The sequence below is a fragment of the Rhodococcus sp. PSBB066 genome (genome assembly GCF_017068255.1).
Taxonomy (GTDB): domain Bacteria; phylum Actinomycetota; class Actinomycetes; order Mycobacteriales; family Mycobacteriaceae; genus Rhodococcus; species Rhodococcus aetherivorans.
In genome coordinates this window covers 3891829-3905400 of record NZ_CP070859.1, presented here as the reverse complement: position 1 = coordinate 3905400, position 13572 = coordinate 3891829, and the positions used below count along the sequence as shown (strand labels likewise).

10 protein-coding genes, 1 pseudogene and 1 riboswitch are annotated in these 13572 nt (G+C 69.9%); of the genes and pseudogenes, 5 read left to right on the top strand and 6 right to left on the bottom strand.

Annotation, left to right across the window (positions count from 1 at the left end):
* Window positions 1-20 precede the first annotated feature (20 nt).
* From JYA75_RS17740 to JYA75_RS17725, 5 genes and pseudogenes are all read left to right on the top strand, one after another.
* Window positions 21-1421, top strand: coding sequence for an NAD(P)-binding protein (locus JYA75_RS17740; protein ID WP_029543832.1), 1401 nt, complete (start codon window positions 21-23; stop codon window positions 1419-1421).
* A 39-nt stretch (window positions 1422-1460) separates the two neighbouring features.
* Window positions 1461-1653, top strand: a pseudogene (locus JYA75_RS28865) (3-methyladenine DNA glycosylase); the annotation flags it as partial.
* Window positions 1654-1730: 77 nt separating this feature from the next.
* Window positions 1731-3923: a malate synthase G gene (locus JYA75_RS17735; RefSeq protein WP_203329232.1), complete on the top strand. Its 2193-nt coding sequence runs from the start codon at window positions 1731-1733 to the stop codon at window positions 3921-3923.
* A gap of 109 nt (window positions 3924-4032) precedes the next feature.
* Window positions 4033-5787 carry a VWA domain-containing protein gene (locus tag JYA75_RS29125; RefSeq protein ID WP_084648630.1) on the top strand — a complete coding sequence of 585 codons (1755 nt, stop codon included), beginning with the start codon at window positions 4033-4035 and terminating at the stop codon, window positions 5785-5787.
* A 4-nt stretch (window positions 5788-5791) separates the two neighbouring features.
* Entirely contained in the window at window positions 5792-6946 is a 1155-nt protein-coding gene (locus tag JYA75_RS17725; protein ID WP_203329231.1) for a metallophosphoesterase, read from the top strand.
* A gap of 149 nt (window positions 6947-7095) precedes the next feature.
* On the opposite strand, the gene gcvP is transcribed toward JYA75_RS17725, so the two are convergent.
* The 6 genes from gcvP to gcvH all read right to left on the bottom strand — a co-directional run bounded on the left by gcvP (window position 7096) and on the right by gcvH (window position 13543).
* Window positions 7096-9948 (bottom strand): aminomethyl-transferring glycine dehydrogenase, encoded by a 2853-nt coding sequence (gcvP, locus tag JYA75_RS17720; protein WP_203329230.1) that lies wholly within the window; start codon window positions 9946-9948, stop codon window positions 7096-7098.
* Window positions 9949-10118: 170 nt separating this feature from the next.
* Window positions 10119-10213, bottom strand: a riboswitch (glycine riboswitch).
* 73 nt (window positions 10214-10286) lie between these two features.
* Window positions 10287-10913: a MerR family transcriptional regulator gene (locus JYA75_RS17715; RefSeq protein WP_006936775.1), complete on the bottom strand. Its 627-nt coding sequence runs from the start codon at window positions 10911-10913 to the stop codon at window positions 10287-10289.
* A gap of 259 nt (window positions 10914-11172) precedes the next feature.
* A complete protein-coding gene (locus tag JYA75_RS17710) occupies window positions 11173-11646 on the bottom strand; it encodes a bifunctional nuclease family protein (protein ID WP_029543844.1) in 474 nt (157 codons plus the stop codon).
* Between the two features lie 113 nt (window positions 11647-11759).
* Window positions 11760-12497, bottom strand: coding sequence for a MerR family transcriptional regulator (locus JYA75_RS17705; RefSeq protein ID WP_050035286.1), 738 nt, complete (start codon window positions 12495-12497; stop codon window positions 11760-11762).
* Window positions 12497-12964 (bottom strand): glycogen accumulation regulator GarA, encoded by a 468-nt coding sequence (gene garA, locus JYA75_RS17700; RefSeq protein ID WP_006936772.1) that lies wholly within the window; start codon window positions 12962-12964, stop codon window positions 12497-12499. The genes JYA75_RS17705 and garA overlap by 1 nt, the downstream gene beginning before the upstream one ends.
* 174 nt (window positions 12965-13138) lie before the next feature.
* Complete coding sequence (gcvH, locus tag JYA75_RS17695) at window positions 13139-13543, bottom strand: glycine cleavage system protein GcvH (RefSeq protein ID WP_050035287.1); 405 nt, start codon at window positions 13541-13543, stop codon at window positions 13139-13141.
* Between the last annotated feature and the right edge of the window lie 29 nt (window positions 13544-13572).

Sequence of the window (13572 nt, the reverse complement as noted above, 5' to 3'; positions counted from 1 at the left end):
TGCGCGGAGAGGAACGGGACATGCCCACCCACAGGCTGGAAACGGACTATCTGGTGATCGGCTGCGGCGCGGCCGGCATGGCGTTCGCGGACGCATTGATCACCGACTCCGACGCGGACGTCGTCATGGTGGACCGGCGGCACGCACCCGGCGGACACTGGCAGGAGGCCTACCCGTTCGTCCGGCTGCACCAGCCGTCCGCGTACTACGGCGTCAACTCACTGCCGCTCGGTACGGACACCATCGACGACGTCGGCCCGAACCGGGGCATGTACGAGCAGGCGGGCGCCCCCGAGATCTGCGCGTACTACGACCGGGTCATGCGCCGGCGTCTCCTGGCATCGGGATCCGTGCGGTACTTCCCGATGAGCGAGTACGTCGGCGGCCACCGCTTCGTCTCCCGGGTCGCCGCCGACCGGTACGAGGTGACGGTCCGAAAGGCGCTCGTCGACGCCACCTACCTCGAGCCGGCGGTCCCGGCCACGTTCGCCCCGCCGTTCGACGTCGCCCCCGCCGTCCGCTGTGTCCCCGTGAACGCGCTCGCGCGGGTCGCCGAGCCTGCCGAGCGGTACGTCGTCATCGGCGCCGGCAAGACAGCGATCGACGCATGCCTGTGGCTGCTGCAGATGGGGGTGCCACCGGACGCCGTCCGCTGGATCAAACCGCGCGAGGCCTGGCTGCGCAACCGCTGGTTCGCGCAGGGCGGCGAACTGGTCGGCAACCTGATCGACGGACTCGCCCGGCAGATGGAAGCCGCAGCGCAGGCGACGAGCACGGACGACCTGTTCGCCCGGCTCGAGGCGAGCGAACAGCTGCTGCGCGTCGACGAGCGAGTCACCCCCACCATGTACAAGGGCCCGACGGCGAGCACCGCCGAACTCGCCCAGCTCCGGCGCATCGACGACGTCGTCCGCCTCGGGCACGTCCGGCGCATCGCACGCGACGAGATCGTGCTCGACCACGGAACGATCGGTACCGGGCCCGACCACCTGCACGTGCACTGTGCCGCCCCGGGCCTGAACCCGGCCCCGGCCGTCCCGATCTTCGAGGAGGGCCGTATCACGCTGCAACCGATCCGGACCGGGCTCATCCCGTTCAACGCCGCCCTCGTCGGATTCGTGGAGGCCACCGGCCGGGACCTGGCCGAGAAGAACCGGCTCTGCCCACCGAACCGGCTACCGGACGTCCCCCTCGACTGGATCCGCGGAACGCTCGTCGAGACGAGCGCCGAGTACGCGTGGTCGAAGGAACCGGACATGGCGGACTGGCTCGAGCGTTCCCGCCTCAACACGTCCCGGGGGCTCCGGCACCGCGCCGACCGGCCCCTTGTCCGGGAAGCGACGAGGCGATTCGGCACCCACGTCCGCCCCGCCCTCGCCAACCTCACCGGACTGCTCGACGACGCCCGGCGGGCCGCGTGAGCGCCCGGCCGCCCGGCCCGCCCGGGCGGGCCGGGTTCGCGGGCCACCCCGTATGATCTGAGCGATTACGGCTACTCGCCGATCACGATCGAGACCGCTTCCGGGCGCGCACAGTACGCCCGCGAGCGGTCGGCGCTCACCATCGCGCCGCGGCCCTGGAGAGGAGCTGCTGAATCGATGTACCGCCCCGGCGGCGGGTCGAACCGACCTGCCCGAAACTACCGGCGGGTAACGTGAGTGCTGTTCGTCGTGCTGCCCGTCGGCACCGCCGACGCGAGCGCACAGGTCCCGGAAAGAGTGAGGCAGGTAATGACTGAACGCGTGCAAGTCGGTGGACTCCAGGTCGCCAAGGTGCTCTACGACTTCGTCGTCGACGAGGCGATCCCCGGCACCGGGGTGGACGCGGCCGAGTTCTGGGCCGGCGCCGACAAGGTGATCCACGACCTCGCCCCCCGCAACCGCGCCCTGCTCGCCGTGCGCGACGACCTCCAGGCGCAGATCGACACCTGGCACCGCGACCGCAAGGGCCAGCCGCACGACGCCGCTGCCTACAAGGCGTTCCTCCAGGACATCGGCTACCTCGTCCCCGAACCCGCCGACTTCCAGGTCACCACCGGCGGTGTCGACGCCGAGATCGCCACCACCGCCGGGCCGCAGCTCGTGGTGCCCGTCCTCAACGCCCGCTTCGCCCTCAACGCCTCCAACGCCCGCTGGGGCTCGCTGTACGACGCCCTCTACGGCACCGACGCCATCTCCGAAGAAGGCGGCGCCGAGAAGGGCACCGGCTACAACAAGGTCCGCGGCGACAAGGTCATCGCCTGGGCCCGCAACTTTCTCGACACCGCCGCCGCCCTCGCCACCGGATCGCACGCCGACTCCACCCGGTACTTCGTCGACGGGAAGGAGCTGAAGGTCGAACTCGGCGACGGCACCGTCACCACACTCGCCCAGCCCGAGAAGTTCGTCGGCTACCTCGGCGAGAAGGACGCCCCGACGTCCGTGCTGCTGCGCAACCACGGTCTGCACGTGGAGATCCAGATCGACCCCGAATCCCCGATCGGCAAGACCGATGCCGCCCGTGTCAAGGACGTCGTCCTCGAATCGGCCATCACCACCATCATGGACTTCGAGGACTCCGTCGCCGCCGTCGACGCCGACGACAAGGTCATCGGCTACCGCAACTGGCTCGGCCTCAACCGCGGCGACCTCGCCGAGGAGATCTCCAAGGGCGGCAAGTCCTTCACCCGCGCCCTCAACGCCGACCGCGTCTACGTCGCCCCCGACGGCTCCGACCTCACCCTGCACGGCCGGTCCCTGCTGTTCGTCCGCAACGTCGGCCACCTCATGACCAACCCCGCCGTGCTCGACTCCGAAGGCAACGAGGTCCCCGAGGGCATCCTCGACGCGCTGATCACCAGCCTCGCCGCCGTGCACGGCCTGTCCGTCGGCGAGGACACCGGGCCGCTCGCCAACAGCCGCACCGGCTCGATCTACATCGTCAAGCCCAAGCAGCACGGCCCCGAGGAAGTCGCCTTCACCACCGAACTCTTCGGCCGGGTCGAAGAGGTGCTGGGCCTGCCGGCCAACACCCTCAAGGTCGGCATCATGGACGAGGAACGCCGCACCACCGTCAACCTGAAGGCCTGCATCAAGGAGGCCAGCGAGCGCGTCGTGTTCATCAACACCGGATTCCTCGACCGCACCGGCGACGAGATCCACACCTCCATGGAGGCCGGCGCCATGGTGCGCAAGGCCGAGATGAAGAAGCAGAAGTGGATCCTCGCCTACGAGGACTGGAACGTCGACACCGGCCTGGCCACCGGCCTGCAGGGCAAAGCCCAGATCGGCAAGGGCATGTGGGCCATGACCGACCTCATGGCCGACATGCTCGAACAGAAGATCGGCCAGCCCAAGGCCGGCGCCAACACCGCCTGGGTCCCCTCGCCCACCGGCGCCACCCTGCACGCCACCCACTACCACCAGGTCGACGTGTTCGCCGTGCAGGACGAACTGAAGGGCAAGCGCCGCGCCACCGTCGACGACATCCTCACCATCCCCCTCGCCCCCAGCACCGACTGGACCGACGAGCAGAAGCGCGAGGAGCTCGACAACAACTGCCAGTCGATCCTCGGCTACGTCGTGCGCTGGATCTCCCAGGGCGTCGGCTGCTCCAAGGTGCCCGACATCCACGACGTCGCGCTCATGGAGGACCGCGCCACCCTGCGCATCTCCAGCCAGCTGCTCGCCAACTGGATCCACCACGGCATCGTCACCGCCGACGACGTCGTCGCCGCCCTGCAGCGCATGGCCCCCGTCGTCGACCGGCAGAACGCGGGCGACTCCACCTACCTGCCGATGGCCCCCGACTTCGACGGCAGCATCGCCTTCCAGGCCGCCAAGGAACTGATCCTCGAAGGCACCACGCAGCCCAGCGGCTACACCGAGCCGATCCTGCACCGCCGCCGCCTCGAGTTCAAGGCCGCCCACGGCTGCCGAGCCTGAGCCACGGCCCACGGCCCCCGATCCACCGGATCGGGGGCCGTGGCGTCTCACCGGCCGATCACTAGACTCCGGGAACGGCGGGGCAGGCACGACGACAGGCAGGAAACACGTGGGTCGACATCGCGGCACGGGCCGCGCCAGAGGCGTCAGCAAGGGCCCGATCATCGCCGTCGCCGTAGCACTCGCACTCGTCCTCGCCACCGTCGGCTGGTTCCGCCTGCGCGAACGCATCGACGCGCAGGCCACCGAAGCCGCGCATACCTGCGTCGAAGGCGACGCGCTCCTCGACGTCGCCGCCGATCCCGCCGTCGCCCCCACACTGACCACCCTCGCCGCCCGGTGGGTCACCGACACCCGCCCCGTCGTCCGCGACCACTGCATCGACGTGCGCGTCACCCCCGTCGCCACCACCCCGGCCACGACCGCCCTCACCGCCGATCCCCGCTGGGACCCCACCCTCGGCCCCCCACCCGCACTCTGGGTCCCTTTCAGCAGCGACGCCACCGCGCGCGCGGCACAGGCCCTCGACGGCCAGACCCGCTCCCTCGCCACCTCCCCGGTCGTGCTGGCCGTCCCGGCCGAGCTCGAGCGCGCCCTCAGCACCGCCGGCACCGGATGGCGCCAGCTGCCCTCCCTCCAGTCCGACGGCAGCACCCTCGCCGGCCTGGGCCTCGACGGCTGGGCCGGCCTCCGCCTGGCCCTGCCCACCGGCACCGACGCCGACGCCACCACTCCCGCCCTCGAGGCCGTCGCCGCCGCAGCCACCGACGCCGGAACCGGTCCCCTGACCGCCGAACAGGCCGCCTCCCCCGCAGCCACCTCCGCCGTCGGTGCGCTCGCGCTCGGCGCCGACGCCCTCGGAGACGGCGCCGGACCGACCACCGCCGCAGCCCTGACCACCCTCGCCGACGGGCCCGGCGCCGACGGGGCGGTGCACGCCGTACCGATCACCGAGCAACAACTGCACACGGCGGTCGCCTCGGGTGGCGCCGCCGGCCTCGTCGAATTCGTTCCCGCCGGCCCCACCCCCACCGCCGACTTCCCCGCCGCCGTGGTCGACGCCCCGTGGGTCGACGAGACCCTCTCCCGCGCCGCCGCCGAACTCGCCGGCCACCTCCGCGAACCCGACGCGGCCCGCGTCCTCGCCGACGCCGGCTTCCGAGTCGACGGCCAGCCCGTCCCCCGCACCGACGCGGTTCCCTTCCCCCGCATCGAACAGAACCTGAACCGCGCCGCCCCAGCCGTGGCCGACATCCTCCTCGACCACCGGCGCGCACCCGTCGCACCCCGCGCCACCACGATCCTCCTCGACACGTCCACGTCCATGGGAACCGTCGAGGGTGACGACACCCGTCTCGCCCACATCGCCACTGCCCTGGACCAGCACGTCTCCCGCTCGCCGGATGCCTCGACACTCGCCGTGTGGGTCTTCGCCCGCGACCTCGACGACACGACTCCGTACCGCGCCACGGTGGCGCGCGGCACCCTCACCGCGGACCAGCGCACCGCGCTGACCGCCGCCCTGACCGGTGCCGACACCACCGACGGTTCCGCCGTCTACCGGTCTCTGGCCGCCGCCTACGTCGACGCCGTCCGCAACCACACCCCCGGCAGGCCCAACTCCGTCCTCCTGATCACGGACAGTGCCAACGACGACGACACCTCCCGCCAACGCATCCTCGACCTCGTCGCCGCCGCCGGCGACCCCGATCGACCCGTCCGGATCGACGTCGTGGCGCTCGGCGACGACACGAACCGCAACACCTTGCAAACACTCGCCGACCGCACCGGCGGTGCGCTCGTCCCCGTCGCCACGACCGACGGACCCGATCTCGCCGCCGCCATCCGAAAGCTGATGTCCTGACACCGTGATCCGCCTTCTCGTCGCGGGGACGTTCCTCGCCCTCGTCACCTTCTGGCTCCACCGCCGTCTCGTCCGAGCCCCCGGCCTGCGCGGCCGCTCGGCAATCGCTGCGAACACCGCGCTCGGCGTCCTCCTCGTCGTCGCTCTGATCGGCGCGCAGAGCGGCACGTCGCTCGACCCGCGCTGGGCCCGCCCGTTCGGATTCCTCGGCTGGACCTGGCTCGGCGTCGTGCTGTACCTGGTCCTCGGCACGCTCCTGATCGGGATCGTGTGCCTCGCGGCGCGAGCGGTACGCCGTTTCCGGCGCGGCGACGCCCACCCCCCGGATCCCTCCAGGCGGCGCGCCCTGCAGATCGCGACGGGCACGCTGATCGTCGCCGCGGTCGCCGCGGTCGGCTACGGCACGGTCGAGGCCGCTCGGCCCCGGGTCGTGCACACCCGGATCCCGTTGCGCCGGCTTCCGGCCGGATTCGACGGGATGCGGGTCGCCCTCGTCACCGACCTGCACGTCGGCCCGTCCCGCGGCCGCGAATTCACCCGTCGCGCGGTGGACCTCGTCAACGCGCAGCAGCCGGACCTGATCGTTCTCGGCGGGGACCTCACCGACGGCACGATCGCGTTCGTCGGGCAGGATCTCGCTCCCCTCGCCGACCTGCGGGCTTCCCTCGGGGTCTACGGAGTCAGCGGCAACCACGAGTACTACGCCGACGACGCGCTGTCCTGGCTCGATTTCTGGGAAACCCTCGGCGTACGCACCCTCCGCAACGAACGAGTCGCCCTGGAGCGCGGCGGCGATGTCATCGATCTCGCGGGCATTCACGATTACTCGGCACCGGCCCCGAACGAAGCGGATCTCACCGCAGCGTTGCAGGGCCGCGATCCCGAGCGCTTCGTCCTCTTGGCCGCCCATCAGCCCCGGCAGGTGTTCGAGGCCCGCGACCACGGCGTCGACCTGCAATTGTCCGGCCACACGCACGGCGGACAGATGTGGCCGCTCGGATACGTCGTGCCTCTGCAACAGCCGACGGTGACGGGACTCGACCGGTTCGGCGACACTCTCGTGTACACCTCCCGCGGTACCGGCGCCTGGGGTCCGCCGGTACGGATTGCCACCCCTCCGGAAGTGGCAATCCTGGAACTGAAGACCTTCCCGGGCTGACCTTTTCGTCTGGGCTTTTTCTGCGGTTGTTTCGCGGTTGAGGTGACGTGGGGTCTTGTTCGGTTATTTATAAAGTTCCGTTAGGCTCGGAATACTGTCCGTAGTCTTTCGGGGGCTGGGCTACCGACACCCAGCCCCCGAAAATGCGCTCAGCTGCTGTAGGCCTCCAACGGCGGGCACGAGCACACGAGGTTCCGATCCCCGTACGCCCCGTCGATGCGGCGCACCGCGGGCCACACCTTCGCGCGGCTCTGCCCCAGCGGATACACCGCGATCTCACGGCTGTAGGGGTGGGTCCACTCCCCGACCAGGCACTGGGCGGTGTGCGGTGCGCCGCGCAGTGGGTTGTCGTCCACCGGCCACTCCCCTGCCCCGACGCGATCGATCTCGCCGCGGATGGCGATCATCGCGTCGATGAACGCGTCGAGTTCGGAGAGATCCTCGCTCTCGGTGGGTTCGACCATCAGGGTGCCCGCGACGGGGAAGCTCATGGTCGGCGCGTGGAAGCCGTAGTCCGCCAGGCGCTTGGCCACGTCGTCGACCGTGACCCCCGTATCCTTCGTCAGGGGGCGCAGATCGAGGATGCACTCGTGCGCCACCATGCCGTTCTCGCCCGTGTACAGGACGGGAAAGTACTCGTCGAGCCGGCGCGCGATGTAGTTCGCCGACGCGATCGCCGTCAGCGACGCCCGCCGCAGGCCTTGGGCCCCCATCAGCTTGATGTACGCCCACGTGATCGGGAGGATGGAGGCCGATCCGAACGGCGCCGCCGACACCGGCCCACCGCCCCCGAGACCCGGTTCGGCCGGGTGGCCGGGCAGGAACGGCACCAGGTGCGCGCGCACGCCGATCGGCCCCACGCCGGGGCCGCCACCACCGTGCGGGATGCAGAAGGTCTTGTGCAGGTTCAGATGACTCACGTCGCCTCCGAACTTGCCGGGACGCGCCAGACCGACGAGGGCGTTCAGGTTGGCGCCGTCGATGTACACCTGCCCGCCGGCGTCGTGCACGGCACCGCAGATGTCGGCGATCTCGTGTTCGTAGACCCCGTGGGTCGACGGGTACGTGATCATGATCGCGGCGAGACGTTCGGCGTGGTCGGAAATTTTCGCACGCAGATCGTCGAGGTCGACGTCACCGTTGGACCGGCACGCCACGACCTCGACGCGCATGCCGGCCATGACCGCGGAGGCGGCGTTGGTGCCGTGTGCACTCGACGGGATCAGGCAGGTGTCCCGATGCTCGTCACCCCGGCTCAGGTGGTAGTGGCGGATGGCGAGCAGCCCGGCGTACTCGCCCTGGCTACCCGCGTTCGGCTGCAGACTCACCGCGTCGTACCCGGTCACCGCGGCCAGCCACCCTTCCAGGTCGCCGATGAGCCGGCGGATGCCCGCGGTCTGCTCTGCAGGGGCGAAAGGATGCAGCGCCGAGAACTCGGGCCAGGTGATCGCCTCCATCTCGGTGGCGGCATTGAGCTTCATCGTGCACGAACCCAGCGGGATCATGGTGCGGTCGAGCGCAAGGTCCATGTCCGACAGGCGGCGCAGGTACCGCATCATCGCGGTCTCGGTGCGGTACCGGGTGAACGCCTCGTGCTGCAGGTACGCGCTCGTGCGCGCGAGCTGCCGCGGCACGGCGGGTGTGGCTGCGGCCGAGGTGTCCTCCGCCCCGAACGCGGCCAGGACCGCGGCGACGTCCGCGTCCCGGGTCGCTTCGTCGCACGAGATCCCCACGTGGTCCCCGTCGACGCGACGAACGTTGATGCCGGCCTCGAGAGCCGCCGCGACGACCGCGTCGGCGCGGCCGGGAACGCGGGTCAGCACGGTGTCGAAGAAGCTGTCGTGCACCACGTCGATACCGGCCGCCTTCAGCGACGCCGCGATACGGGCGGCCTGGCCGGCCACGCGGGTCGCGATCCCGGCCAGGCCCTCGGCCCCGTGGTACGACGCGTACATGGCAGCGAGCACCGCGAGGAGAACCTGTGCGGTGCAGATGTTGCTGGTCGCCTTCTCGCGCCGGATGTGCTGCTCACGCGTCTGCAACGCCAGCCGATAGGCCGGTGCGCCGTCCGCGTCGACCGACACACCGACGAGCCGGCCCGGAAGGTTGCGGGCATGGGCGGCGTGCACGGCGAGATAGCCGGCGTGCGGCCCGCCGAACCCCATCGGCACGCCGAAGCGCTGGGTGGTGCCGAAGCACGCGTCCGCGCCCTGTTCCCCGGGCGGGGTGAGCAGAGTGAGCGCCAGCAGGTCCGCGCCCACCGCGACGAGCGCCCCACGCTCGTGCGCCGCCCCGACGAGGGGGCCCGCGTCGAACACCCGGCCGGAGGCACCCGGGATCTGCAGGACGACGCCGAAGAACTCTCCCTCGGGCAGGCCGTCGTCGACGAGGTTCGCGGTGACGATCTCGATCCCCAACGGTTCTGCCCGGGTCGCCAGGACCGCGGCGGTCTGGGCGAACAGGTCGGCGTCCACGACGACCCGCGCACTCCTGGACTTGCGGTTGGCGCGCTTGAGCAGCGTCATCGCCTCCGCGGCGGCGGTCGCCTCGTCCAGCATCGACGAGTTGGCGACCTCCATACCGGTCAGGTCCGAGACCATGGTCTGAAAGTTGAGGAGCGCTTCGAGGCGCCCCTGGCTGATCTCCGGCTGGTACGGGGTGTATGCGGTGTACCAGGCGGGATTCTCGATGATGTTTCGCAGCAGTACCGGCGGGGTCAGCGTGCCGTAGTACCCCTGGCCGATCATCGATGTCGCGACGGTGTTCCGGCCCGCGAGTTCCTGCAGCGCCGTCAGTACCTCGTGTTCCGACATCGGCGCGTCGAGCGACTCGAGTCCGTCCGCGACTCCGTCGGCCCGGGCGTCGAGGATGCCGGCGGGCACCGCCTTGACGGCCAGCTCGTCGAGGGATTCGACGCCGATGACGTCGAGAATGCGGCGCAGTCCCGCCGCGTCGGGGCCGACGTGGCGGTCGGCGAAGGTGTACGTAGCGGCGTCGGTCATCGCGACTCCCTGAGGTCGGAGGTCCGCATCCGCGCAGGGGGTCGCACGGTGCGTGTCCTCCCCCTCTGTCGCGAGCTCGCCGGGGCGAGCGCCTGAGAGATTCGGTACCGGAGCGAGCCGGCCCTTTCCCCGTGGGCGGGTGGGTGCTCCCACCGCTTTCCAGAGACGTCGGTGCCCGCACGGTCCTCGATGCCTGAGAGATTGACGGGGAGGTGCTGCTCCTTCGGCGTCCGGAACAGGTCCGGAACTCTCCCGCACGGCGGCGACGTATCACCGATTCTAGGGCACGGGGACACCCGGGCAGCACCGAGGCCGCAGGTGTTTCGTGTGACGAGCGTCTAGCCGATCCGCCGATTGACACGTTCGCGACGGCGGGAGGCCAGTTCGTCCTCGGGACGCTGCTCGATGTCGCCGCCGTCCGCCCGCTCGGCCGGGAAGTCGGCGATGCTGCCCGTCAACTCCCGCATCGCGCCGCTCACCGCGATCCCGAACACGCCCTGTCCGCCCTGCAGTAAATCGACCACCTCTTCCGGTGAGGTGCACTCGTACACGGTGGTGCCGTCGGAGAACAGGGTGATCTTCGCCAGGTCCCGCACTCCGCGTTCCCGGAGGTGGTCGACCGCTACCCTGATGTTCTGCAGGGAGATGCCCGTGTCCAGCAGACGCTTGACGATCTTCAGGACCAGGATGTCCTTGAACGAGTAGAGCCGTTGGCTGCCCGAACCCGCCGCGCCCCGGATGGACGGAACGACCAGATTCGTCCGCGCCCAGTAGTCGAGCTGACGGTAGGTGATGCCGGCGATCTGGCAGGCGATCGGCACGCGGTAGCCGACGAGCTCGTCAGGCACCGAATCGTCCGGGAACAGACCCGGCTGCATCTCGTCGGCGTCGAGAGATGCCCGTGACGGGGCCTCGCGGTCGACGGCGTCGAAGCTGAGCTGCTGTCCCTGCGGCCGATCTCCCACTGTTGTGACTCCCTCTCGCGTGCACAGGCGTGCCCCGGAACGAACGACGGGCGGATCCCCCACCCCATCCGATCGTCGAGCGCCCGCTTGACCCACCGAGTCGATCCGTAGCGATTCACTCAGCGTACGCCCCGTGCGAAAAGTTGGGCAGCAACACGCCGACCGGACAACGATCTTCCGGTCCTGTACCACTCGTCGCAGAGCGCGCCCCGGCCACCGTGACCGGGAGTCGCGACAGAACCTCGGCGATGGTCGACGATCAGCCGTCCGTCGCCTTGAAGTCGTCGGGGGACACGGATTCGAGAAACTCCTTGAACTTCTCGACCTCGTCCTCCCGCTCATCCGGCATGACGAGGCCCGCTTCCACCAGCACCGGCTCCTCCACGAAGACCGGCGCGCCGATGCGCAAGGCTACAGCGACCGCATCGGAAGGACGGGACGACACGCGCAGACCACCGTCGAAGACGAGATCGGCGTAGAACGTCCCCTCTTTGAGATCCACGATCCGGACCTCCTGGAGGGTGCGGCCGAACGCATCGACCAGATTCTTGATCAAGTCGTGCGTCAGAGGCCGGACCGGCTCGACACCCTGCTGTTCCAGCGCTATCGCCGTGGCCTCCATCTGGCCGATCCAGATCGGCAGATACCGATCACCGTCGACCTCGCGCAGCAGAAGGACAGGCTGATTCTGCGGTTGCTCGACCCGAATCCCCACTACTCGCATCTCGCTCATCGAGCCGCCTCCCATCCCTGCTGTGCGTCGGTGGCGAACCGTCCGCCGATATCCCCCTGAATTCTAGTGCCAACGAGCCGCCGTCGTCAGAGTCGTTGCCACCGCTGCCACACTCACCGATCGAGAGCGCCCCGAACGGCCGCCTTGACGAGGCACGTGTGCATCGTCAACGACAACGCCGCCAATTCCCGCACCATTTCCTCGGCCCGGGCGCGCGCCCCGACGTCCCGGCCCTTCGCGACCGGACCGGCGATCTGCGCCACCAGGCCCGCCTCCCGGTCGGCCGCGAGCTTGAAGGCACGCAGGTGCCGGACCTCGAGGCCGAACTCGGCCATGGCCTTGGCGGTGCGAGCCAGTAGCACCGCATCCTCGTCGAAGAAGCCGGCCGCGCCGGGCACGATGAGCCCGGCGCGGATCAGCTCCGTGAGGAAGGACGATTCGATGCCCGCCTGCCGGCACAGGTCCTCCCGGCCGACCCGCACCTCCCGGTCCGTGCGCAGATCCTCCGGCGACACCTCGCCCGGCGCCACCGCCAGGGGCCGGGGCCGCTTCGGGCGGCTCTCCACCGAGCCCACCGTCGCGACACCACGGTCGATCGCCTCGAGCTGTTCCTTGATCACCTTCAGCGGCAGGTACTGGTCCCGCTGCGCGGTTAGCACGTACCGCAGGCGCTCGCAGTCCGCGATCGAGAAACGTCGATAACCCGACGGGGTGCGTTCCGGACTGATCAGTCCCTCGGATTCGAGGAAGCGGATCTTCGAGATCGTCACGTCCGGAAACTCGGGACGGAGCCGATCGAGCACGGACCCGATCGACATTCCCCCCGGTGACGGCTGGCGGGCAGCGGTCATCAGCTACCCGTGCCCTGCGAACCCCGCGGGCCGGTGAGGAACACCAGCCGGAACTTTCCGATCTGCACCTCGTCGCCGTTCGCGAGAACCGCCGAGTCCACCGGCTCGCGGTTGACGTAGGTGCCGTTCAGGCTTCCCACATCGACGACCTGGAACTCGCCCTCGTCCTGACGGAACTCGGCGTGCCGGCGGCTCACCGTCACGTCGTCGAGGAAGATGTCGCTGTCCGGGTGACGCCCGGCCGACGTCGTCGGCTGATCGAGCAGGAAACGCGACCCGGCGTTCGGGCCGCGCTTGACGACGAGCAGCGCCGATCCTGTGGGAAGCCCCTCGACCCCCGAGACGGGGGCCTCGGTCGTCCCCGTGCCCGCGCCGGTGGTATCGAGTTCGTTCAGGAAGTCGGCACGAAACACCGAAGTGGTTTCCGCAGGGGTTTCCTCGTAGCCCGCGTTGCCGTTCTCGCTCACCGTATCTCCTTATCCGTTCGACCCTTCGGGATCGCTCCCCCTGGGCCGCAGTTTCGTTCAGCCACGATCACTTCCGGTACGGACCCGCGCCCCGACCCGGCACACGCCTACCGTTGACCGTACCCTGCGCAACGTCCTTCGTGCAGGCAGACGCGGTCCCGGCCGGACGCGGCGTCAGTTCTGCGTGATCGCGCGGTACCCGTCCGCGTCGAGCGTGCTCGCCAGAGCGGCGTCGAGCTCGTCCTTGCTGCCGACCTCGAGGTCCACCAACCAGCCGGCCTCGTACGGGTCGCTGTTGACGAGCTCGGGATTGGCATCCAGATCCGGGTTCACCCCAACGACTTTCGCCGTGAGCGGCGCGTACACGTCGGAAACGCTCTTGGTCGACTCCACCTCGCCGAACGAGTCGCCCGCGGTGATCTCCGCTCCCGTCTCCGGCAATTGCACGAAGACGACGTCGCCGAGCTGTGACTGGGCGTAGTCCGTGATGCCGACGCGCGCAGTCGCGTCACCGGTTCGGCGAACCCACTCGTGCTCCGCCGTGTAACGCAGATCGGCGGGTGTTCGGAACTCACTCACGACAGGTCCTTTCGGGCAGCGACATTCGC

Coding starts and splice junctions, on each gene's coding strand:
- JYA75_RS17740 (WP_029543832.1), top strand. CDS start 21: ATGCCCACCCACAGGCTGGAAACGGACTATCTGGTGATCGGCTGCGGC.
- JYA75_RS17735 (WP_203329232.1), top strand. CDS start 1,731: ATGACTGAACGCGTGCAAGTCGGTGGACTCCAGGTCGCCAAGGTGCTC.
- gcvP (WP_203329230.1), bottom strand. CDS start 9,948: ATGACCGACGCCGCTACGTACACCTTCGCCGACCGCCACGTCGGCCCC.
- JYA75_RS17710 (WP_029543844.1), bottom strand. CDS start 11,646: ATGAGCGAGATGCGAGTAGTGGGGATTCGGGTCGAGCAACCGCAGAAT.
- JYA75_RS17705 (WP_050035286.1), bottom strand. CDS start 12,497: ATGACCGCTGCCCGCCAGCCGTCACCGGGGGGAATGTCGATCGGGTCC.